Here is a 22,635-nt window from a genome sequence, read left to right as displayed (position 1 = left end):
AATGAAAAAAATAGATTTAATTGTAGTAGGTGCAGGTCCAACAGGGATAGGCTGTGCAGTTGAAGCCAAGCTTAAAAACAAAGAAGTTTTGATACTAGAAAAATCAAATAACATTTGTCAAACTTTAATGCAATTTTATAAGGATGGCAAAAGAGTAGATAAAGCTTATAAGGGATGCGAAGGAACCAATCACGGACATGTTCCTTTTGAAGATGGCACCAAAGAAAGCACTATAGAAACTTTTCAAAACGCTTTAAAAGAGCACAATATAGAAGTTGAATTTGGTTCTGAAGTTGAGAGCGTTAAAAATGAAAATGGAGTTTTTTTAGTAAATACAGCTAAAGGTGTTTATGAGTGTAAAAACATTATTGTTGCTATAGGTAGAATGGGTAAACCTAATAAACCTGATTACAAACTTCCTATGACTTTAACAAAAATCATTAATTTTAATGCCAATTCAGTTTTGGGAAATGAAAAAATTCTTGTTGTAGGTGGCGGAAATTCAGCAGCAGAATACGCTGTGGATTTGGCAAATTCAAATCAAGTTAGCCTTTGTTATCGTAAAAAAGAATTTACAAGATTAAATGATATAAATCTTAAAGATATTCACGAAGCTGGAAATTCGGGTAAGGTAGAGTTAAAATTAGGAATTGATATTAATGAAGTAGAAGATGATAATGGCAAAGCTAAAGTAAATTTTACCGATGGTACAAGCGATATTTATGATAGAATCATTTATGCTATTGGTGGTTCTACTCCACTTGATTTTTTACAAAAATGTGGGATTAATGTTGATGATAAAGGCGTGCCTTTAATGGATGAAAACAAACAAAGCAATGTTAAAGGCATCTTTGTAGCAGGAGATATTGCTACTAAAAATGGAGCAAGTATAGTTACAGGGTTAAATGACGCTGTGAAAATTCTTTCTGTGCTTTAAAATTTAGCCTTTGGGCTAAATTTTTATTTTAGTTTAATCTAGAAAATTCATATGCAAAATAAAATAAATATTAATAAACTTATTGCGAAATTACTTTATTTAAATTCTTACATACTAGGACTTTTGGCATTTTATTAGCGGTTTAAAATATTTTTAATTTTAAATATTTTAAGGATTGTTATGTCAAGTATTTTTAGCACCTTAAGCCCTTTTAGGCTTTTTGTAAAATGTGCCGTGCCAAATGTTATAAGCATGGCTTTTATTTCTTTTTATTATATAGTTGATGGAATTTTTGTTGGAAAATATCTAGGAAGTGATGCTTTAGCGGCACTAGCCTTGATTATTCCCTTTATCATGATGTCTTTTGCTTTGGCTGATATGATAGCCATAGGATCAGCAGTGCAAATTTCTATGCATTTAGGTTTAGGCAAGAAGAATTTAGCTAGAAAGATATTTAGCTCAAGTATGTTGATTATTTTTATAATCTCTTGTTTTATTGGAATTTTAGAGTATTTTTTAGGACCTGTTTTGATTGATTGTTTAAATGTTAGCGATGAGATTAAAACGATGGCTAAAGAATGTATGTTTGTTTTTGCTTTGTTTGCACCCTTTACTATGCTTTCTTTTGCTTTGGATAATTATTTAAGAATTTGCGGAAAAACTGCTTATAGTATGGTAATGAATGTAATTATAGCATTAAGCAATATAGTGCTTGATTATATTTTTATAGTCGAGTTGGGTTGGGGCTTATTTTCAGCTGCTCTTGCAACTTGTTTGGGACTTGTTTTAGGTGGTATTTTTGGAATTTTTCCTTTCTTGTTTCAAAATTTAGAGCTTAAAATTTCAAGCCTATACATGAATTTAAAAATTTTTAAAAATATTCTTTATAACGGAAGCAGTGAGTTTTTTGGCAATATTTCAGGATCTTTATATAGTATTTTTGCAAATTTTGTTTTATTAAAAATTTCTGATACTCAAGCCGTGGCAGCCTTTTCTATAGTTTTATATATTGATAGTTTTATTATAATGCTTATTATTGCTATGGGTGATGCAATGCAGCCTGCGCTTAGTTACAACTATGCTAAAAAAGATTTTTCAAGAATCAAAGCTATTGTAAAAGTGGTATTTTTTGCAGGGGGATTTTTATCTTTATTCTCTATAGTGCTTATATTGATATTTGGAGAAAATTTAATCACGCTTTTTACAAAAGAAAACAATCAAGAATTTAAAACTTTTGCTTATACAGCTTTGATGCTTTTTGCTTTTAATTATTTTTTTGCATGGTTTAATGTTCTAAGTGGTTCTTTTTTGACAGCTTTTAATAAGGCAAGCTTTTCTTTGGTTTTAAGTTTGGCGCAAAATTTATTTATACCTTTGTTTTTTCTTTTGCTTTTATCTTATTTTATAGGTTTAAATGGAGTATGGCTAAGTCCATTTTTTGCTGAATTTTGTGTTTTGATTTTAGCTTGGATTTTTCTTAAAAGAATTTTTAAAGATCTATCTTTATAGGAGATAGATCTTTTTTAAATTTTATCAAAGGAGCTTTTTTTATAATTTTTTAGAATTTATATCCTATACCAGTTAGGATAATTTGATAGGTTTCATCATAAAATCCTATATTGCTATTTCTTTTTTCTATGCCATAATTTGCAAAACCATAAAGTCCGTTATAACCCAAAAATTGATTTTTAACAACTTTTAGATTAAGCTTAACTATATTACCATCTTGTTTTTTGTGGAAGATAGGATCAGTTCCTACTGCTTCATATTTGCTAAGATTTAAATGTGGAGTGAAGATGTAATCATTAGCAAAAGCCAAATTTGTTCCTATACTAAAACCATATCTTGAATAGCTTTGAGCTTTTCCGTCTGCATCATTGTAATCATAATTTAGTCCTAGGTTTAATAAGCTATAATTATAGTTTAATTCAATTTCGTGATAATATCCCTCCCTTTTTAAAGAGCTTTGTGCGATAGTGTCTTTATCATATTTGTTTTTGCTAAATAAATATGAAGTGGTAAATTTCCCAAAATCACTTTCATAAAGTTGAGAGATTTTAAAACCATATCTATCAACATCAGTTTCTTCTCTATTTCCTATTGCATAAGGATTTGCATAAGCTTTTTCTCTTAAAGAGGAAATCACAGAAAAAGAAGTGCTAAAACGCTCTAAATAAGCTCTTTCGTAGCCTAAAGCTATACCGCTGATATCTCTTCCATTGTAGTTTTTAATAAAAATTCTATCATTATCTATAAGATTACCATAGTAAAGTTCTACACCGATAAAAGGAATGAAAGAGGAGTTTGAATTATCAGCATTGTAACTGCTTAGATAATCGCTGTTTGCCAAGGTTGAAATATTACTTTTAATATCCCTTGCACCCACACCTATGCTTAAATTTCCACTAAAACCTTCTTGAAATTCTACAGCCGTAGCTGATTGGGTTAAAATGGAGGCTAAAACACAGGAAAATAAATATTTTTTCAAATGTTCTCCTTGAAATGTTTGTTGTTTGTAATTAAATTACATTTATAATTGTAACTAATATTACTTTAAATATTTATAAAAAAATTAAGTTTTATAATTTAAGTTTTTTTAGATAGAATTTTTAGAATTAATTTATACTTATAAGGAAATTTAGTGCAGCAAGAGTATTATGACTTGGATTTAGAACGAGCTATTTTAAGCAGTTGTATCATGAGTGAAGAAGCTTATGCTAGTATAGCAGGTGATATTAGCCCAAAAGATTTTAGTCTTAAAGCTCACCAAGATATTTTTAAAGCGGTTGTAGCTTGTAGTAATAACAAAGAGCCCATTTCTGTAAGTTTTTTAAGAAAACATAAAAAAATAGATGAGCAAATTTTAGCAGAAATTCTTGCCACTCCTTCTATGATAGATTTGCCTGCTTATGTAAATGAACTTCACGAAAAGTCCGTAAAAAGACAACTCTTGAGTTTTGCACATCTTTTGCCAACTCGTATCAATGAAGATCGTGCTGTAAGTGAAATCGCAGATGAAATTGGTAAAGAAATTTTTAGCATTACAAATCGTGTGAATTCTAGAGATATTAAAGATGTTGATATAGTAATATCAGAACTTTTTGAAGAATTTAAAAAGCAAAAAACTTTAGAAAATAAAGGTATTATAGGGCTTGATACAGGTTTTGAAGGTCTAAATAAAATGACAAAAGGTTTTAAAGGGGGTGAACTTATAATAATCGCCGCGCGTCCAGGTATGGGAAAGACAACTCTTTGTTTAAATTTCATTGATAAGGTTTTAAGACAAAAAAAAGGCGTGGCTTTATTTTCTCTTGAAATGCCTGCAACTCAAATCATGCAAAGAATGCTATCTTCCAAAACTTCTATTCCTTTGCAAAAAATTTTAACTGCAGATTTAAACGATGATGAATGGGAGCGTTTAGGAGATGCTTGCAATGATTATAGTCAAAAGAAATTATATATTTACGATAGTGGTTATGCAACTATTGCTGATGTAAGGGCTATTTTAAGGCGTTTAAAATCCCAAGATGAAAGTATAGGACTTTGTGTGATTGACTATATAGGGCTTATGATGAGTAATTCAAATTTTAATGATAGACATTTGCAAGTTAGTGAAATTTCAAGAGGACTTAAGCTTTTGGCTAGGGAGCTTGATATGCCTATTATCGCACTTTCACAACTTAATCGTGGCTTAGAGCAAAGGGCAAATAAGCGTCCTTTGATGAGTGATTTGCGAGAAAGTGGAGCTATAGAGCAAGATGCGGATGCTATTTTGTTTGTATATCGCGATGAGGTTTATAGAGAACAAGAAGAAAAAGAAAGAGAGAATAAAGCTAAAGCTGAAGGCAAAGCTTATCAAAGGCTTTTTATACCAAATCCTATGCAAGAAAATGCTGAAATTATTGTTGGAAAAAATAGAAATGGGCCTGTTGGAACTATAGAAGTTGTATTTTTAAAAGAAAAATCTTGTTTTGTAGATAAACCTATAGGCTATGAAACTACTGAATTTACAGGCTAGCTTTAATAAAATAAGTTTTTAATATTTTAAAGTTATTTTTTACAACACAACCTGTCGCAAGGGTGTTTTATACTTTCTTTGTTATTTTAAAACAAGGAGAGAAAATGTTAAAACAAATCGCATTTGGTAGTATAGCTCTTACAGCTACAGGATATGGCATAAAAAAATTATATGAAAAATTATCTAAGCCAGAAATAAAATTTGATACACATACTATTGTTCCAAGCTGTAAGGATGTAATCAACACCGAAGAATATAAACTCAAAAGAGAGCTTGAAGTCGAACAAAAGAAAAATCAAATTCAAGAATTTCTTTGTGAATGCATGGAGTGTTATAGCGGCTTTTCAAAATATTTTAATTCTAAGGAATTTTTAGAATTTGAGCAAAATTTTACCTCTAAAAATAATCATAAAACAGAATTTCTTTTGTCGTCTTATAAAGATCAAATGATAAAAGTGATCGACCATGCTAAAAAATTTGAATGCTTAAGTGCTTTTTTGGAAACACAAAGCGAAAAAAATGACTTAGCGGTTGTAAAAATGATAAGCGAAAGCATGGAGAGAAAAACACAGAGATTTTATCTGCAAACAAAATTTTAAACTTTTCCTCGGTATATTTTTCCTTCTGTGTGGAGTTCTCCTATGTGGAATAAACAATGGAATAATGCTTGGAATTTTAAGCCTTATAGCTGGCTTTGTTGCTATAGTGTTGATGTGTAGTTTGTATTTTATAGCGTTTATGGTTTTTGTTGGCATAGCGATACTTATTTTTCTTTCTATGCAACCTTATCCTTATAATATAATTTTGCTATATATTTAATCACAATTTTAGCGCTAGTGTTATGGCGTAAAACTTAAAAATTTCACTTCTCCCTTGACTGGGGCGGGGGATTTGATAAAATACAAAGTTAAAAATTTTAAAAACAAGGAGAAAATATGGCCTACAGATATGATAAAGATTTAGAATTCTTAAAAGAATTAAGCAGTCCAGAACTCGATGAGCTTGTAAAAATTTTAACCCATGATAAAGACGGAAAAGTTCGTTTTACTGAAGAGTTAACCAATAATGATCTTTATAAAAAACATTATTCAGATCATAAAGAATATATTGAACTCATTTTAGAAGAATTTCAAAAATTTGGAGGAAATAGTATTCTTAATATATTTCGAGGTGGTGGAGTTTTATATAATGAAATTCTACGCGATGTTGCAAAAAAATTGATGTAAAATTTGATGAAAATGAAACACAAACTCCATAGAAACATCACTTTTATGCAAATTAATAGAAGAAGAGTTAAAAAATTCTCAAGATCAAAATACATTAAGAGAACTTGTAAATATTTTCGAACTTGGCATTTCTAATATTAATAAACAAACAGTTGTAATGGGATTGTAATCTCTTATTAAAATAGGTGGATTTAAAAGCTATCAAATTGCAGTAATAGTTGCAAATCAAGTTATGAAAGTTTTACTAGGAAGAGGTTTATCTCTTGTGGGAAATGCAACACTTACAAGAGCTTTAAGTCTTTTTTCTGGTCCGGTAGGTTGGATAATTATGACCACATGGACTGCATTGGATTTAGCTAGCCCAGCCTATAGGGTTACTATACCAGCAGTACTTCAAATTATAATTTTAAGACTAAAACACAATACAAAAAACTAAACACAAGGAAATGCATTAATGGAAAATATTTGCCAATTTATCATAGAAAATATTGATAAAAATTCATTAAATACAAAAAAAATAAAACTTGTTTTCAATATGCAAGAGCAAGAAATTACAACAATTTCGAAGATATTTAAGGTATCTTCGGAACACATTATTGCTTTTTATGATACCTCAACATCCTTTAATTATTTTAGCAAAACTACCGGAATATGTTTTACTGGCAAAGAAGTTATCTTTAAAAGAAAAGAAGATGAAGTTTTAATGAAAATCAACTATGAAGATTTCAAAGAGGCAAATAAATCCTTATCTGAAAAAACAACAACTCTTCAAGACATTAAATTTCCCATATCTTTTCATAATCTTGGAACATCTTATCTTTCATTTGATGATTTCAAAAAGAAAAACTACATAGAAGAAAATGATGAGCTTATAATAAATTTTTTACACATCTTAACTTCAAAAAATAACATAGAAAGTTTTAAAAATGAAAGTATGTTTCCACAAGCCTTAGAAAAAACAAACGAAAGTATTAAAGAAAACTATATAAAAGTTATCATTAAAATAATATTAGATCAATACGGTTTTTTAGATGAAAAAAGATCAATCAAAATTTTTGCTCTAATGAATAAAATTAATGTTGCTTCAGAAACAAGGTATAAAATACAAGATTTTTTACATAATAAACATTCTAGTTTTGAAGATTTGCTAAACATCATAAAACAAGAATCTAGATTTATGCAATTCAAATATATTTTAATTTCACTAATAAAAGACTTAATTGATATAGATTTTGAAGATAATAAAATTTATAATTTTTTGTATGAAAACAAAGACATTTTTAAAATCAAAGACCTTAAAGAAATCTATTGGATAAAAGAAATCATTAAAAAAGAATATCAAATAATATTAGACGATAATAAAGAAATTCAGCAAATTTTTAACTTTATATCCGAAACAGCTACAAAAAATAATATATCATTAAACGGTTTGTATCTTTCAGGAATGACAATTGGCATGTCTGTATCAATTATGGAGTTACTAGGATTTGGGGAATTAATAAAATTACCACTAATTGATTCTTCAAAAAAATATCACAATAAAAACAAACAACAATTACGTCTTTTTATTATTCAAGAAATTCTCAAAGAAAATCAAAAAACAATTACCCAAATTATTGATATCATCAATAATTTAATTGAGCAATGTAATACAAATACACAAAATTTACAAGAATTAATAAAATTATTAAAATTGGCTTCAAAAAATAATGAAACTTTTAAAGAAAGGGAAAAACTTTTATATTGCCCAGAAACGCTTTCATTGATAACAATAAATAATCATCTAAAAGAAGATGATATTCAATTTATAGAACAATACCATACCTATAATCAAAATACTCATGAGTATGAGCGCAATGACAATCTTTCTTCGTCAGATTTAGAAAAACTTTCAAATTTTTTTAAATTAAAAAATCTATAAGGATAATTTTATGGATAAAATACAAGAAAACACCAAAATAGAAAAGGCTATATTGGCCGAAAAACAACAAATCTTTTTAATACAAAATAAATTATCCGAAATTGAAAAAAATATCAAAGAACAATATTTAACCGTAGAACAGATTCAAAATAGCATCACAGAAAAAAATCAAAATTTGAGCAATATAGAATATAAGGAAAATCAATCAATCGATTCATTGGAAAATTTTTTTAACACTTATAGTAATTGGGAAACATATTGTCAAGAAATTGAAAAATATTTAAACTTAAAAAAATAAACTCAAATGAAGATTCTTTAAAATTTTTGATCACTTATTCAAATTTATCAGATGTTAAAAAAAGAATTGAAGATGAATTTACCCATAGAAATGCAGAGTGTGATAAGTATGATTATTTAATAGCAATAACATGTGGAGCAATAGCTGGCATTATGGACATTTTTTTAGTTGGAAATCCTAAAGATAGCTATCTAGGAAAAAAGGTAGATAAGACGGTAGAAAAAATGACTCAAAAATTTGCACAATTATGTGGTTGGGATAAGCAAAAAGCATTAGACAAAAACAAAGATTTAACTAAAAGTGCTATAGCGTTTTTGGAAAACAAATTTAAAATTAATTATGATCTACTACAAATGGAAGAAATGGAACAAATGGAAAAGTAGATAATTTAAGTATGAAAAATCATCATTTAAAAAGCATAGGTCACTCTCCAGATATTTTCGGGTTATTTGTATCTATAGTAAATCAATTTACCAATACTTCAACTTTTGTCAGCAACGGAAAAATCATAACCATAGATACAAATACTTTTGAATTACAAGGGGGAAATTTTATTGCTAAAATATTTTGTGGATTTTTTAATTGGTTTGGACATTTAGCATCTGATTGGTGTGGATCTAGTAGAAGAAAGGAAAGAGGTGCAGGCATTCCTATGCCTTTTTATAATTTATTTTTACTTTGTGATTTTGGAAATTTTGGACAACATAGACAAACACTAGCACAAATTGCAACCCAAGTTTTTGAACAAGGATATGATCTTAGGCATGGAGTTACTATGTCTATTCCTGTTATGATTAATGAAATGCTAATTCGTTTTATGTATATAATAAAAGCTAAATTTTACCACAAAAAAGAATGGAAAGAATGTATACCAAAAGATGACATACCTGAATTAAATAAAATGCTTTTAATAGGATCTGGTACTTTTTTATTAATTGATACTGGTGGTGCATGGATAAAAAGTAAAAATCCTATAACAAATCCGGTAGTTTTCCTTTCTGAAATCAATTTAATTAATGTTATAAGATTTAGCACTTTAATTCTTAAAGAAATTTATATATTATATAATAATGGAAAAATAGATAATAAAAAATTAGAAAAATATCTAGATGACACTTGTAAAATTTTATTAATTGAAGCTCATAATAAATCTAAACCTTTTAAAGAAATCCTAAAATAAGGCAAAGCATGAACCACCTTTTAATCCTTTATAATCCCTACTATCAAGAAGATGTCATCAAGCAACATTTAAGCATTTTACAAGAAAAATCCCAAGTTGCCTTTGGCAAAATCAAATCAAAACTCAACGATCAAGAAAAGCAAAATTCCTTAGAAGAAATTTACCAAAGTACAAATGAAGAAAATTTCTTGCAACTCTTTTTAAGCGATTATGCTAATTTATTTGTCGCTAAAGTGGTAAAAATTTCTAAAAATGTTGATGAAAGTTTGATTCCTAGTTATTATAAAGAAAAAAAATTAGAAGTGGAAGACTTTTTTATTATTAGTGATTTAAGAGAATTGGTCAGGGAAGATTTTAGTCTTTTAAGAGATAAATTTTTTAGCCAATTTCATCACACCAAACGATCACACCTATGCTATCTATGGCAATAATTACACCTATCCTTTGCCTGTGAGATTAAAAGAAGAGTGTTCTTATTTTTAGGAGGTGAAAAGCATTATCTAAGTGTGTATAAAAGCAAAGAATACCTAGCCATGCAAGAAAATTTCATACGCTTTGTTTTTGGCAAAAGGATTTTTTATCTCTTGCACCCTGATAGCATAAGCAATATCATTCATGCAGAATTAGAGCTTTTGCAAAGCGAAAACGATCTTTTAAATGATTTTACAAGTATTATAGTCAAATACTCTAAAACCTTAGAATACGAAATTTACGCTTTTACCAAAAAAGTTCTTTTAAAAGCTTATATGAAAGATCCTAGCCTTTATGATTTAGCTTATAATGTCCAAGGCAAATCTTTTATACTTAAAGATTTTTTTACCCAAAAACCCAATCTTGGAAGTATTAAATTTCTACTCAGACATGAAAATATCTAATGTCATTTAGGAAAAAGTTTAACTCAATTTATCAATTATCCTTTTTCAACAAGTCTTACTCTCATTCAAGAAATCCGTAATGAAGCCGTTCATGCAAAAGCCCCAAGTTTAAATGAAGTCAAAAAACTTAGAAATGAAATTTTAGGCATAGAAGGCGTAAGTTTGTTAAAAAGCATTTTAACTCACAAGGAAATTTCATGAAAGAATACGACAAATTAAGCATACGCTTGGTGCAGATTTTATCAAAATTTAACAATGGAGAAAGTCTAAGCGCCCAAGAGCTTGCACAAGAGTTTAATGTCGATACAAGAACCATACAAAGGGATCTTAATGAAAGACTTGCTTTTATGCCTATTAAAAAAGAAAATGGAAGATATGTTTTAGAAAGCTTTGCTTTGGGAAAATTAAGCTTTAAAGATATACAAAATTTCGCCACCTTAAGTGGCATTGCTGAGCTTTATCCAAAACTCGATCAAGGCTTTATAGTTGATCTTTTAAGCCATAGGGTAAATAAAGTTTTGATGGTAAAAAATGAAGGTTTTCAAAAGGTGGATTATGAGCTTTTTAAAGATCTTAGTGTGGCTATACTCAAACACAATGTATTAAATTTTTTCTATAAGGACAAAGAACGCCAAATCAAACCTTACAAACTCGTAAATTACAAGGGAATTTGGTATCTTTTAGGAGATGAAAACGATAAATTAAAACATTTTAATTTAGATAAAATTTCAAAACTTCGCACTAAAAATGAAAATTTTATTCCCAATGAAAAACTTGAGGAACAAATCCAAAGTGATCCTAATATCTGGCTTGGAGAAAGCAAAGAAGTGATTTTAAAACTTGATAAAAATGCTAAGGAATATTTTTTTAGAAAAGAAATACTAAGTAATTATCAAATCATTAATGAAGATGAAACAAGCTATACTTTAAGCACTCAAGTTTCCTATGAAGATGAAATTTTACATTTGGTTAAACAGTGGATCCCCTATATAAAAATTCTAGCTCCTATAGAACTGAAAACACGGCTGGAAGATATTTTAAAAAGTTATTTAAACAATCTATCTAAATAAAATTTATTTTAAATCCATAACTGGTTGCGAAGGGGAGATTTGAACTCCCGACCTTCGGGTTATGAGCCCGACGAGCTAACCACTGCTCTACTTCGCGGCTATAAGATCTTTGAAATATAAAATAAGAGTGGATGGGGTAAAGGGATTCGAACCCCTGAATGACAGGACCAAAACCTGTTGCCTTACCGCTTGGCGATACCCCAATAAATATTTTTTAAAAGTGTGATTATAATGAATTTTAATTTATTTGTCAAGCAATTTAAGTTATAATTTTAAAAATTTTAAGGAAATAAAAATGAAATTTGTTAGCGTAGAACAAGCGATTAAGGATTTACAAGCAGGAAAAATGCTTGTTATGGTAGATGCAGAAGATAGAGAAAATGAAGGCGATTTAATCTTTCCTGCGCAATTTAGTACTCAAGAAAAAGTAAATTTCATGATAAAAGAAGCTCGTGGTGTGGTTTGTGTAGCCTTAGATGAAGCTTTAGCAAAAAAATTTGAACTTCCTTTAATGGTGCCTAAAAATACTTCAAACCACGAAACTGCTTTTACCATAACCGTAGATGCAAAAGATGCTACAACGGGAGTTAGCGCCTATGAAAGAAATATGACTATACAAATTTTTGCCGATGATAATGCTAAAGCGAGTGATTTTGTAAGACCAGGGCATATCAATCCTCTAATCGCAAAAAAAGGTGGGGTTTTAGAACGCACAGGTCATACAGAAGGCACGGTTGATCTTTGTAAATTAGCAGGATTAAAAGGTGCTTGTGTGATTTGTGAAATTGTAAAAGATAATGGAGATATGGCAAGAAGAGAAGATCTAGAAATTTTTTGCCAAAAACATGATTTAAATATGATAGCCGTAAGCGATCTTATAGAATATCGCCTAAAACATGAAAGCCTTATTAAGCTTGAAGAAAAAAGTCAAAGTGTTTTAGCAGGCTTTAAAGCAGACAAATTTATCTTTAGTGATCATAATCAAACCCAACACATAGCTTTTTGCTTTAAAGATATCAAAAAATGTGAAAATGTTAAATTTCATATCAGTGGTAGTGATTTTGAGCTTTTAACTTCAGATAAATTTTCAAAACTTTTAGAGCAAATCAAATTTCTTAGTGAAAATGGTGGCGTTATAGTTTTCATGCAAGGAGAAAAATCCAGTACTACTCAATACAAAAACTATGGTATAGGAGCACAGATTTTAAGATATTTTGGTATAGAAGAAATTAAACTTTTATCTCAAAGTTGTGATAAAGACTATATAGGCTTAGAAGGTTTTGGTTTAAATCTTAAAGCTTGTAATTTTAACTAAAAAGGAAAAAAATGACTTTAAAAGAACAAATTTTAAACGATATCAAAGAGGCAATGAAACAAAAAGATGATTTTAAAAGAGATAGTTTAAGAACTCTCAATGCAGCTTTTAAGCAAATAGAAGTGGATGAAAGAATAGAGTTGGATAATGAAAGAATTTATAAAATCATTGCAAGTGAAATCAAAAAACGCAAAGACGCAATCGAACTTTATCTTAAGGCAAATCGTGAAGATTTAGTACAAAAAGAACAAAATGAAATAAGTCTTTTTGAAATTTATCTGCCTAAACAACTAAGTGATGAGGAGTTAACTTTAGCCTTAAAACAACTTATAGAAGAATTGGGCGTAAGTTCACTAAAAGAACAAGGTTTGGTAATGAAAGAAGCTAAAATAAAATTAGGTGCGAGTGTTGATGGCAAAAGACTTAATTTAGCACTTAAAGAGCTTTTACAATAATTTTTTGGAGTGTTATTATGAAAGAGTTAAGCGGTTCGGCAATGATTTGCGAGGCTTTAAAAGAAGAAAATGTTAAAATTGTTTTTGGTTATCCTGGAGGCGCTGCGCTTAATATTTATGATGAAATTTACAATCAAAAGTATTTTAAACATATTTTAGTGCGTCATGAACAAGCGGCTTTGCATGCTGCTGATGCTTACGCAAGAATGAGCGGAGAAGTGGGCGTAGCTATAGTTACAAGCGGACCAGGTTTTACAAATACTATTACAGGTCTAGCTACGGCTTATAGTGATTCTATCCCTTTGGTGTTGATTTCAGGACAGGTGGCAAATTCTCTTATTGGTACAGATGCTTTTCAAGAAATTGATGCAGTAGGCATTTCAAGACCTTGTGTAAAGCATAATTATTTAGTTACTTGTATAGAAGAGTTTCCACGCATTTTAAAAGAGGCTTTTTATATAGCAAGAAGTGGTAGACCTGGGCCTGTGCATATAGATGTGCCAAAAGATGTAAGTGCAACTTTGGGACTTTGGGAATACTCTAAAGAAATTTCTATGAAAACTTATAAGCCCGTTTATAAGGGTAACTCAAAGCAAATTAAAAAATTTGCAGAGCTTTTAAAAGAAGCAAAAAGACCTTTGTTTTACTTAGGTGGAGGTTGCATCAGTTCTAATGCAAGCGAGCAAATCAGAGAGCTTGTAAAATTTACAAAAATTCCAGCAGTTGAAACCTTGATGGCGCTTGGAACTTTAAGAAGTGATGATGTTTTTAATCTTAAAATGGCAGGCATGCATGGAAGCTATGCTGCTAATATGGCTTTAAGTGAGTGTGATTTGCTTGTGAGTGTAGGAGCGAGATTTGATGATAGGATTACAGGAAAAACAAGTGAATTTGCTAAACATGCGACTATAGTTCATGTTGATATTGATCCTAGTTCTATTTCAAAGATTATCAATGCGCATTATCCTATAGTAGGAGATATTAAAGAAGTTCTTAAAGAGCTTTTAGAAGAGCTTAAAAAGGAAAATTTCAACACAACTTTTAAAGAATGGCACGAAACTTTAAAGCGTTATAATGAACTTTATCCGCTTTCTTATGAAGATAGCAATGAGATTTTAAAACCGCAATGGGTGATTGAAGAATGTGCGAAAATGGCTCCAGATGCAAGGATTATCACCGATGTGGGTCAGCATCAAATGTGGGTGGCACAGTTTTATCCTTTTAATTATCCAAGACAACTTGCAACAAGTGGAGGGCAAGGAACTATGGGATATTCTTTACCTGCTGCTTTGGGTGCAAAGCTTGCCGTGGGTGAAGAAGTGGTGATTAATTTCGTAGGCGATGGATCGGTTTTAATGAATATCCAAGAGCTTATGACTGCTCATGAGTATGGTATAAAAACTATAAATATTATTTTAAATAATGCCTTTTTAGGTATGGTAAGACAATGGCAAAGTATGTTTTATAAAGAGCATTTTTCACACACTGATTTAAGCACTCAGCCTGATTTTGTCAAAATTGCTCAAGGTTTTGGTTGTGAAGGTTATGAAATTTCAAGCAAAGAAGAATTCATTCAAGCTTTTAGCCAAGCTTTAAAAAGTGATAAAACCTCTCTTTTAAATGTAAAAATTGATCGCTTTGAAGATGTTTTACCTATGGTGCCTGCAGGAGGTGCGATTTATAATATGATTTTACCAAAGGCAAAGGATAGACAATGAGAAGGGTTTTATCGGTAATTGTTTTAAATGAGCATGGGGTTTTATCTCGTATAGTAGGACTTTTTTCAGGAAGAGGTTATAATATTGACTCGCTTACAGTAGCACCTTTGGAAAATAAAGAATTTTCTCGTATTAATATAGTCACTTCAGGAAATGAAAGAACTTTTGAGCAGATAGTTAAACAACTTCATAAGCTCATTCCTACTTATAAAGTGATAGAAAGTGAAGAATTTATTGACAAAGAAATGGCTTTGGTGAAAATTCCTTTAAATGAAAATTTAGGTGGACTTGATGCCGTTTTGAAAGCTTATAATGGTACTATTGCAAATAGCAATGAGAATTTTTTGTTTTTAATGGTTGCTGATGATGCAAATCGCATTGATAATTTTTTAAAAACAATTAAAAAATACAATCCTAGTGATATAGTTCGCAGTGGATCTGTTTTGATGGAGATTAAATGAAATTAAGTGAAATAGCAGAATTTTTAAGCTTGGAATATAAAGGTGAGGATATAGAAATCAGTGCTTTAAATTCTTTATTGAAAGCAAATTTTACAGAGCTTACTTATTGTGATGGTGAGAAAAATACCAAAGATATACCTCACACAGGAGCTGCTGCTATTTTAGTATCTAAAGAATATGAAAATTTAGTACCTAAAGATACTAAAGCTTTGATTACTCAAAGTCCACATTTGAGTTTTGCTTTTTTAAGCAAGCTTTTTGCTAAACCTTTGATAAGCACAGCTAAAGAAAAAGTACAAAATATCGCAAAAAGCGCAAGAATCATGCCTAATGTTTATATAGGTGATAATGTAAATATCGGTGAAAATGTAATCATTATGGCAGGAGCTTATATAGGCGATAATGTCAGTATTGGTGATGAGAGTATTATTCATCCTAATGTAGTGATTTATAATGACACTAAAATCGGTAAAAAATGTCATTTGCTTGCCAATTGTGTAATAGGAAGCGATGGATTTGGTTATGCGCACAATAAAAACGGCGAACATTATAAAATTTATCATAATGGTAATGTGATTTTAGAAGATTTTGTAGAAGTGGGGGCTTGTACAACTATAGATAGAGCAGTTTTTGATAGTACTATTATCAAAGCAGGTACTAAGGTAGACAATCTAGTTCAAATCGGACATAATTGCAATATAGGTCAAAATTGTATCATTGTGGCGCAAACCGGAATTTCAGGTTCAAGTGAGTTAGGACGCAATGTTATTATGGGTGGTCAAAGTGCAACGAGTGGACATTTAAAAATAGGCGATTTTAGTACTATAGCTGCAAGAGGCGGCGTGAGTAAAAATTTAGAAGGCGGGCGTGTTTATGGTGGTTTTCCTATTATGCTTCAAAAAGATTGGCTAAAACTTCAAGCTAAAATAGCAATAAATTTTAAAGAAAAATCACAAGATTAACATCGCATCGCCATAAGAGTAAAAGCGATATTTTTCTTTTATGGCGAGTTCATAAAGTTTTAAACACTGTTCTCTACCGATAAAAGCTGAAACTAGCATGATAAGAGTAGATTTTGGTAAATGAAAATTGGTCAAAAGATAATTTTGTCTTATAGGTGGATTTTGCGGGTGTAAAAAAAGATCACAAAAACCACTTTTTGTTTTAGTTCTTGCATAATATTCTATGGTTCTTGTTACTGTTGTTCCTACGCCTAAAATAGCTTGTTTAGAATCTATAATTTCATATGCTTGCTGCGGAATATTAAAAAATTCGCTATGCATTTTATGCTCTTGTATATTTTCGCATTCCACGCTTTTAAAGGTTCCAGCTCCTACATGCAAGGTTAAATGATAAATTTCGTGTTTTTTTCTTAAATTTTCAAGCATAGTCTCACTAAAATGTAAACTTGCAGTCGGAGCAGCCACTGCGCCTAAATTTTTTGCAAAGATACTTTGATAATCTTTCAAATCACTTTTTTCATCCTCCCTTTTAATATAAGGAGGCAAGGGTATATGTCCTATCTTGTCAAGCAGGTTGTAAAGATTTGAGGTGTCTAAGGTTTTATCATTTTGAAAAAATTGAACTTTTCGAAGACCATCATTTAAAAGTTCTACAACGCGCGCTTTTAAATCCTCTTTAAAATATAAGATTTCATCTTTTTTAACGCGCCCTTTAATTTGAGCTAGAAAAAGTGGATTGTGAGAATTTAAAAAAGGTTGATGTAAGAAAAGTTCTATTTTTCCTCCGCTTGCTTTATTACCATAAATTCTTGCTTTAATAACTTTGGTATCATTGAAAAAAATCGCGCAGTTGGGTAAAAAGTCTTGTAAATTTTTAAAAGTAGTGTGAAAAATTTCTTTGTTTTTGCGATCAAAAACCAAAAGCCTAGCATCTTCTTTTGGATTTGTAGGATAGTTGGCTATGAGTTCATTAGCTAGAGTGTAATCATAGCTTGAAAGAAGTAAGTCTTTATTCATTACTTTCTTTATCTTTTGGGACAGGATTTACCTTTTGAACAATTAAAATAGAAAGTCCATAAAGTCCGCAAAGCGGTCCTGCCATTAAAAATTGAGATAAAACATCAGGTGGAGTCATAAAGGCTGAAAAAACAAAAATAACTAAAACAGCTATGCGAAAATGGCGTTTTAAAAAACTATCATCTATAAGTCCGACTTTAGCAAAGAAAAAGGCAATTACAGGCATTTCAAAAGCTAAGCCAAAAGCCACAACAACTTTTGTAAAAAAATCTACATAAGTTCCTATGGTAATTACAGGATTAAAATCTTCATTTAAACCAAAATTAATCAAAAATTTAAAAGCCAAAGGCACTACAACAAAATAGCAAAAACAAGCCCCCAAGGCAAACATAATGCTCGCAAAGCTAACAAAAGGCACTACAAGGCGTTTTTCATTATCATAAAGTCCTGGAGCTACAAATTTCCAAAATTGCCAAAAAATTACAGGTAGAGAAAAGATAAAGGCTGCAAAAAAACTAACCTTCATTGCGGTAAATAAGGCTTCTTGTACTTCAATTACATTTACATGTTTGGCTACTTCGGGTAAAACAGCTATAAGTGGAGCTTTTAGAATATCTAAGATATAGCTTCGTAGAGCAAAACATACAATAAACATAACTACAATGCAAGCAACGCTTATAAAAAGGCGTTTTCTAAGTTCTATTAAATGAGGTCTTAATTCTTCAAACATTTATTTTTCCGTTTTTATCTTGTGTTTCTAATTTGCTAAGATTTGGTTTTTCTTCTGTATTTAAATTTTGTCCGCTAAGGTTATTTTTTACTTTATCATCTCTGCTATCAAAGGTTAAATCTACCTTTGTTTTATCTAAAATATCTCTCTTAAGGTCATCAAATTCTTCAAAGCTGAGTTTTTTGCGTATATTTTCATTAGTGCTTGAAAATTCATCTTTGTATTTCTTAGCTTCTTCTTTTAAGTCATTGATGCGTATTTCTTTTTCTATGCTTGATTTTGCATCATCTATGTTGCGTTTTACAGCCTTTAGAATTTTTGCTATTTGTACTATAGCTTCTGGAAGTTTATCAGGTCCTAAGACTAAAATCGCTACAACTAAAATAACTATAATTTCACCAAAACTCATTAATCATTACTCTTTGATTTGATATTTTAAATAAATATTTTACTTAAAAAACTTAAATTTAAGATGAGAGATATAAAGCAAGTTCATCGCTAATGAGAAAATTAGGATTAAAATATCTTTTATTTTTGTAAAAAAGTTTTTTTTCTTTTAATAATATATTTATTTTGTCTTTTTGCCATTGATTGAGTTTTGTTTCATTAATCCCTACTATACTTCTAAGTCCTAAAAATAGGTGCTCTAAATTCAAGTCTTTGGAACTTAGTTGCTCTATAGATCTAAAAGTGGGATTTTCTATGTAATTTTTTAAATTTTTTGCTGTATAAAAACGTTTATTTTCATAAAATCCTACCGCACTTAATCCACAAGCTAGGTAGTTTTTTCCTTGCCAATAAGCAAGATTATGTTTGCAAATTTGGGCTTTGGTTTTTGAAAAATTACTGATTTCATATTGAAAAAAGTCAAGTTCTAGAAGTTGTTTGATGAAAAATTTCATTAAATTAGGAGCATTTTTTTTGAAATGTTCTTTTTTAGCAAAGGCTGTGTTTGATTCTATGGTTAAATTATAAGCGCTAAGGTGTGTGATTAAATCCTTGATTTGTTTTAAGTGTAAGAGTTCAAATTCAAGCATTTTTTTATTGTCTAATTTCGTATCATAAATAAGATCTAAATTGATATTTTTAAAACCTACTTTATTTGCGTTTTCTAATGCTTTGATAATCATTTCTTGATTGTGAATTCTTCCAAGGAAGTGAAGTTTTTTAGGATGAAAACTTTGAACTCCAAAAGAAATGCGATTAACTCCTAGATTTTTCATATTTTTAAGCCAATTTAATGTTGCAGAGTTGGGATTAGCTTCGCATGAAATTTCTACATTTTTATCTAGTAAGGGATATAAAATTTTAAAAATATCTTCATAATTATACGCATCAACACAACTTGGTGTTCCTCCGCCTATGAATAAGGTTTTAATTTGATTTGATTGAATGTTAAACTGTTTTAATTGAAAAACAATATCTTCTTTTAAAGCCTTAAAATAGGCTTTTTCATAATCATTTTTTTTCAAACTTGTAAAAGCGCAATAATTACATTTGCTTTCACAAAATGGAATATGGATATAAAAATGCATAAAAACCCTAAAATATTTTATTAAATTTTTAATGTATTTTAATAAAAATTTGATTTGATTTAGGTTAAAATTATATCCTTGAGATTTAAGGAAAAATATTGTGGAAAACGAGAAAAATTATAGACCAAATGTTGCAGCTATTGTTTTATCAAGTTCTTATCCTTTTGAGTGTAAGATTTTTATAGCTAGAAGAAGTGATATGGATAATATTTGGCAATTTCCACAAGGAGGTATTGATAAAGGTGAAAGTGTCAAAAACGCTTTATTTAGAGAACTAAAAGAAGAAATAGGCACTGATGAGGTTGAAATCATTGCCGAGTATCCAGAATGGTTGAGTTATGATTTTCCGAGTAAAATTGTTAAAAAAATGTATCCTTATGATGGGCAGATTCAAAAATATTTTTTAGTGCGTTTAAAACACGGTGTTACAATCAATATTAATACCAAGCATCCCGAATTTGACGATTATCAATTTGTGAGTGTTAAACAAATTTTTGAAATGATTAATCATTTCAAAAAAAATATTTATGTTAAAGTGATCAAATATTTTGAAGAGAAAGGTTATATCTAAAATGCTTATAGTTCAAAAATATGGTGGAACAAGCGTTGGAACACTTGAGCGTATCGAAGCAGTAGCCAATAGGGTTATCCAAAGTGCGCAACAGGGTAATCAACTTGTTGTTGTAGTATCTGCAATGAGTGGGGTGACAAATACTCTTATTGAGCAAGCTGAATATTTTAGTAAAACTCCTAATGGTAAAGATATGGATATGCTTTTAAGCAGCGGAGAGCGTGTAACAAGCGCTTTACTTTCTATCGCTTTAAATGAAAAGGGTTGTCCCGCTATATCGTTTTCTGGGAGAAAAGCAGGAATTATTACAGATAGTGTTTTTACAAAGGCAAGAATTCATCATATTGATACAAAAGCGATAAAATCAGAACTTCAAAATGGTAAAATAGTCGTTATAGCAGGTTTTCAAGGTGTAGATGAGGAAGGTAATGTAACTACTTTAGGGCGTGGTGGAAGCGATTTAAGTGCTGTGGCGGTAGCAGGTGCTTTAAATGCGGATTTGTGTGAAATTTATACTGATGTTGATGGGGTTTATACAACAGATCCAAGAATTGAACCAAAGGCAAAGAAATTGGATAAAATTTCTTATGAAGAAATGCTTGAACTTGCAAGTTTAGGTGCAAAAGTTTTGCAAAATCGTTCTGTAGAGCTTGCAAAAAAATTAAATGTTAATTTAGTAACTAGAAGTAGTTTTAACAATAACGAAGGAACAATGATAACAAAGGAAGATGGAATGGAACAAGCTTTAGTAAGTGGTATTGCTTTGGATAAAAATCAAGCAAGAGTGACTTTAAGAAATATAGAAGATAAGCCTGGAATCGCAGCTGAAATTTTTTCTGTTTTAGCAAATGAAAATATTAATGTAGATATGATTATACAAAATGTTGGAGTTGATGGTGCTACAAATTTGGGTTTTACGGTTCCTCAAAATGAACTTGAATTAGCCAAAAATGCTATGCAAAAAATTTTAAGCTCAAAAACAACTATAGAAAGTGATAGTGCTGTAGTAAAAGTTTCTATAGTCGGCGTAGGTATGAAATCACATTCAGGAGTGGCAAGTAAAGCTTTTAAAGCTTTAGCTGATGAGGGGATTAATATCGGTATGATTTCTACTAGTGAAATAAAAATTTCAATGATAGTTCATGAAAAATACGGAGAACTTGCAGTTAGAGCACTACATGAGTGCTACGGACTTGATAAATAAATGAGTGATTTTTTAAGTTTTACTCTTGAAAATATTCGCAATGGCGGAGCTTTTATGGCATGGTTGGAGTCGCGTCGTTTAGAATGGGCTCCTTTGATGGCTGCAAGACTTAAATATCTTTTAGAAGGACGCACTTTTGTATTAATGTGTGATGAACAAAGATCTTGGTATGAAGAGTATTTTTTAAAAAATATAAATTCAAAAGCCACTCGTCCCATGCTCCCTTTTGTGTCGTTAAATTCTTTATGTAAGAAGAAAGTACAAAGTTCAGAAGATATAGCTTTACTTAATGACTTACTTGACATTTCTTTTCCTAATGGTTATGTATATTTTTATATAGGAAGTGCTTCTGATAATAAATCTTTAATCGCTAAATCAAGAGATGATAGTTTATTGTGGCTTTTTGATGAGCAGTTACAAGATAGTTTTTATTTAAATTCTAAAGATAAAGACTTGGATATCAAGCTTATTAGTTTATATCAACTTTTTGATGTAAGTTTGGATGCAATATTATTTTCCAAGGTGCAATTAGGATAAATATTTTGTTTATTAGTAAGATTATTATCAGTGAAGATTTTTTAGGTATTAAGGAAGAAATGATTAATAATTTTGGTATTAAAAAATTAAGATTTTTTATACCACAAAATGAATTTTTACTTGATGATGCAAGAGCGGTTGAAAAAGAAAGCTATATCGCAGAAACTGAAGAAAAAATTATTGTTTTAATGGCGGATTCTTATAGGATAGAAGCGCAAAATTTTTTACTTAAACTTCTTGAAGAACCTCCAAAAAATATTAAATTTCTTATCGTGGTACCTTCTAAAAATTTACTTTTACCTACCATAAAATCGCGTCTTATTTGTGAAAAAAGAAAAGTTGAAAAGGAGGTGAAAAAACTTGATTTAGACCTTAAAAGAATGGATTTAAGAATGCTTTTTGATTTTTTGCAAAAAAATGAAAATTTGGATAAAAATGAACTTATGGATCAAATTGCATTACTTACTAAAGAATGTGTAAAATATAAAGATTTTAATGCTGAAGAATTAGAGTTCTTTTATGAAAGTTATGAGCTTGCAAAATTAAATTCTAAAAGTGGGGTACTTTTGGCTACTCTTTTATTAAATTACTATACAAAGAAATAA

24 protein-coding genes, 2 tRNA genes and 3 pseudogenes are annotated in these 22,635 nt (G+C 29.9%); 22 read left to right on the top strand and 7 right to left on the bottom strand.

Annotated elements, in window-relative coordinates; translation table 11 throughout:
• Position 1: 1 nt before the first annotated feature.
• Positions 2-937 carry an NAD(P)-binding domain-containing protein gene (locus BGS40_RS03310; RefSeq protein WP_096738364.1) on the top strand — a complete coding sequence of 312 codons (936 nt, stop codon included), beginning with the start codon at positions 2-4 and terminating at the stop codon, positions 935-937.
• 180 nt (positions 938-1,117) lie between these two features.
• Positions 1,118-2,446 carry an MATE family efflux transporter gene (locus tag BGS40_RS03305; RefSeq protein WP_002872655.1) on the top strand — a complete coding sequence of 443 codons (1,329 nt, stop codon included), beginning with the start codon at positions 1,118-1,120 and terminating at the stop codon, positions 2,444-2,446.
• A 49-nt stretch (positions 2,447-2,495) separates the two neighbouring features.
• Here the strand turns inward: BGS40_RS03305 and BGS40_RS03300 are convergent, their stop codons facing one another.
• The gene (locus BGS40_RS03300) at positions 2,496-3,425 is read right to left on the bottom strand and encodes a DUF2860 family protein (RefSeq protein WP_052797794.1); all 930 of its coding nucleotides are present in this window, start codon (positions 3,423-3,425) and stop codon (positions 2,496-2,498) included.
• A 153-nt stretch (positions 3,426-3,578) separates the two neighbouring features.
• Here BGS40_RS03300 and BGS40_RS03295 point away from each other — a divergent pair, with 153 nt between their 5' ends.
• The 11 genes and pseudogenes from BGS40_RS03295 to BGS40_RS03245 all read left to right on the top strand — a co-directional run bounded on the left by BGS40_RS03295 (position 3,579) and on the right by BGS40_RS03245 (position 11,525).
• Entirely contained in the window at positions 3,579-4,955 is a 1,377-nt protein-coding gene (locus tag BGS40_RS03295; RefSeq protein ID WP_087691800.1) for a replicative DNA helicase, read from the top strand.
• A 62-nt stretch (positions 4,956-5,017) separates the two neighbouring features.
• Positions 5,018-5,674 (top strand): annotated as a pseudogene (locus BGS40_RS03290) (hypothetical protein).
• A pseudogene (locus tag BGS40_RS03285) lies at positions 5,619-5,812 on the top strand (hypothetical protein). Before BGS40_RS03290 ends, BGS40_RS03285 begins: the two co-directional pseudogenes overlap by 56 nt.
• A 78-nt stretch (positions 5,813-5,890) precedes the next feature.
• Positions 5,891-6,181 (top strand): DUF3944 domain-containing protein, encoded by a 291-nt coding sequence (locus BGS40_RS09975; protein WP_096738362.1) that lies wholly within the window; start codon positions 5,891-5,893, stop codon positions 6,179-6,181.
• 265 nt (positions 6,182-6,446) lie between these two features.
• Positions 6,447-6,617: a hypothetical protein gene (locus BGS40_RS09970; RefSeq protein ID WP_374220164.1), complete on the top strand. Its 171-nt coding sequence runs from the start codon at positions 6,447-6,449 to the stop codon at positions 6,615-6,617.
• Positions 6,618-6,635: 18 nt separating this feature from the next.
• Positions 6,636-8,102, top strand: a complete 1,467-nt coding sequence (locus tag BGS40_RS09555; protein ID WP_096738361.1) for a hypothetical protein — start codon at positions 6,636-6,638, stop codon at positions 8,100-8,102.
• A gap of 10 nt (positions 8,103-8,112) precedes the next feature.
• Complete coding sequence (locus BGS40_RS09360) at positions 8,113-8,400, top strand: hypothetical protein (RefSeq protein ID WP_180753099.1); 288 nt, start codon at positions 8,113-8,115, stop codon at positions 8,398-8,400.
• Positions 8,401-8,426: 26 nt separating this feature from the next.
• Entirely contained in the window at positions 8,427-8,783 is a 357-nt protein-coding gene (locus BGS40_RS09700; protein WP_257841695.1) for a hypothetical protein, read from the top strand.
• 11 nt (positions 8,784-8,794) lie between these two features.
• Entirely contained in the window at positions 8,795-9,580 is a 786-nt protein-coding gene (locus BGS40_RS09230; RefSeq protein ID WP_257841694.1) for a hypothetical protein, read from the top strand.
• Positions 9,581-9,588: 8 nt separating this feature from the next.
• Positions 9,589-10,656 (top strand): annotated as a pseudogene (locus BGS40_RS09695) (HP0729 family protein).
• Complete coding sequence (locus BGS40_RS03245) at positions 10,653-11,525, top strand: helix-turn-helix transcriptional regulator (RefSeq protein WP_096738360.1); 873 nt, start codon at positions 10,653-10,655, stop codon at positions 11,523-11,525. Before BGS40_RS09695 ends, BGS40_RS03245 begins: the two are co-directional and overlap by 4 nt.
• Before the next feature lie 21 nt (positions 11,526-11,546).
• On the opposite strand, the gene BGS40_RS03240 is transcribed toward BGS40_RS03245, so the two are convergent.
• Positions 11,547-11,622, bottom strand: a tRNA-Met gene (locus tag BGS40_RS03240).
• 31 nt (positions 11,623-11,653) lie between these two features.
• A tRNA-Gln gene (locus BGS40_RS03235) sits at positions 11,654-11,728 on the bottom strand.
• Positions 11,729-11,820: 92 nt separating this feature from the next.
• Between BGS40_RS03235 and BGS40_RS03230 the strand changes: the two genes are divergently transcribed.
• From BGS40_RS03230 to lpxD, 5 genes are read left to right on the top strand one after another with little or no spacing between them, the layout of a single operon-like run.
• On the top strand, positions 11,821-12,840 hold the full coding sequence (locus tag BGS40_RS03230) for a bifunctional 3,4-dihydroxy-2-butanone 4-phosphate synthase/GTP cyclohydrolase II (protein ID WP_087691796.1): 1,020 nt from the start codon (positions 11,821-11,823) through the stop codon (positions 12,838-12,840).
• An 11-nt stretch (positions 12,841-12,851) separates the two neighbouring features.
• A complete protein-coding gene (locus BGS40_RS03225; protein WP_087704382.1) occupies positions 12,852-13,295 on the top strand; it encodes a GatB/YqeY domain-containing protein in 444 nt (147 codons plus the stop codon).
• Positions 13,296-13,312: 17 nt separating this feature from the next.
• Positions 13,313-15,013 (top strand): acetolactate synthase large subunit, encoded by a 1,701-nt coding sequence (locus tag BGS40_RS03220; RefSeq protein WP_087704383.1) that lies wholly within the window; start codon positions 13,313-13,315, stop codon positions 15,011-15,013.
• The gene (gene ilvN, locus BGS40_RS03215) at positions 15,010-15,474 is read left to right on the top strand and encodes an acetolactate synthase small subunit (RefSeq protein ID WP_002852211.1); all 465 of its coding nucleotides are present in this window, start codon (positions 15,010-15,012) and stop codon (positions 15,472-15,474) included. Before BGS40_RS03220 ends, ilvN begins: the two co-directional genes overlap by 4 nt.
• Positions 15,471-16,436, top strand: a complete 966-nt coding sequence (lpxD, locus tag BGS40_RS03210; protein WP_002855215.1) for a UDP-3-O-(3-hydroxymyristoyl)glucosamine N-acyltransferase — start codon at positions 15,471-15,473, stop codon at positions 16,434-16,436. The genes ilvN and lpxD overlap by 4 nt, the downstream gene beginning before the upstream one ends.
• On the opposite strand, the gene queA is transcribed toward lpxD, so the two are convergent.
• From queA to hemW, 4 genes are read right to left on the bottom strand one after another with little or no spacing between them, the layout of a single operon-like run.
• A complete protein-coding gene (gene queA, locus BGS40_RS03205) occupies positions 16,425-17,453 on the bottom strand; it encodes a tRNA preQ1(34) S-adenosylmethionine ribosyltransferase-isomerase QueA (RefSeq protein ID WP_052781964.1) in 1,029 nt (342 codons plus the stop codon). The two genes, lpxD and queA, sit on opposite strands and share 12 nt — an antisense overlap.
• Positions 17,446-18,183, bottom strand: coding sequence for a twin-arginine translocase subunit TatC (tatC, locus tag BGS40_RS03200; RefSeq protein WP_002928491.1), 738 nt, complete (start codon positions 18,181-18,183; stop codon positions 17,446-17,448). Before tatC ends, queA begins: the two co-directional genes overlap by 8 nt.
• Positions 18,176-18,592, bottom strand: a complete 417-nt coding sequence (gene tatB, locus BGS40_RS03195; RefSeq protein ID WP_002852097.1) for a Sec-independent protein translocase protein TatB — start codon at positions 18,590-18,592, stop codon at positions 18,176-18,178. The genes tatC and tatB overlap by 8 nt, the downstream gene beginning before the upstream one ends.
• Positions 18,593-18,650: 58 nt before the next feature.
• Positions 18,651-19,718, bottom strand: a complete 1,068-nt coding sequence (gene hemW, locus BGS40_RS03190; protein ID WP_087691794.1) for a radical SAM family heme chaperone HemW — start codon at positions 19,716-19,718, stop codon at positions 18,651-18,653.
• A 100-nt stretch (positions 19,719-19,818) separates the two neighbouring features.
• Here hemW and BGS40_RS03185 point away from each other — a divergent pair, with 100 nt between their 5' ends.
• From BGS40_RS03185 to BGS40_RS03170, 4 genes are read left to right on the top strand one after another with little or no spacing between them, the layout of a single operon-like run.
• Entirely contained in the window at positions 19,819-20,289 is a 471-nt protein-coding gene (locus tag BGS40_RS03185; protein ID WP_087691793.1) for an RNA pyrophosphohydrolase, read from the top strand.
• Between the two features lies 1 nt (position 20,290).
• Complete coding sequence (locus tag BGS40_RS03180) at positions 20,291-21,493, top strand: aspartate kinase (protein ID WP_002852266.1); 1,203 nt, start codon at positions 20,291-20,293, stop codon at positions 21,491-21,493.
• Positions 21,494-22,030: a HobA family DNA replication regulator gene (locus tag BGS40_RS03175; RefSeq protein ID WP_002852154.1), complete on the top strand. Its 537-nt coding sequence runs from the start codon at positions 21,494-21,496 to the stop codon at positions 22,028-22,030.
• A gap of 5 nt (positions 22,031-22,035) precedes the next feature.
• On the top strand, positions 22,036-22,635 hold the full coding sequence (locus tag BGS40_RS03170; RefSeq protein WP_044261261.1) for a DNA polymerase III subunit delta': 600 nt from the start codon (positions 22,036-22,038) through the stop codon (positions 22,633-22,635).

It is taken from the genome of Campylobacter sp. 107, assembly GCF_002383835.1.
Classification (GTDB): domain Bacteria; phylum Campylobacterota; class Campylobacteria; order Campylobacterales; family Campylobacteraceae; genus Campylobacter_D; species Campylobacter_D jejuni.
This window is presented reverse-complemented; position numbering and strand designations above follow the sequence as displayed.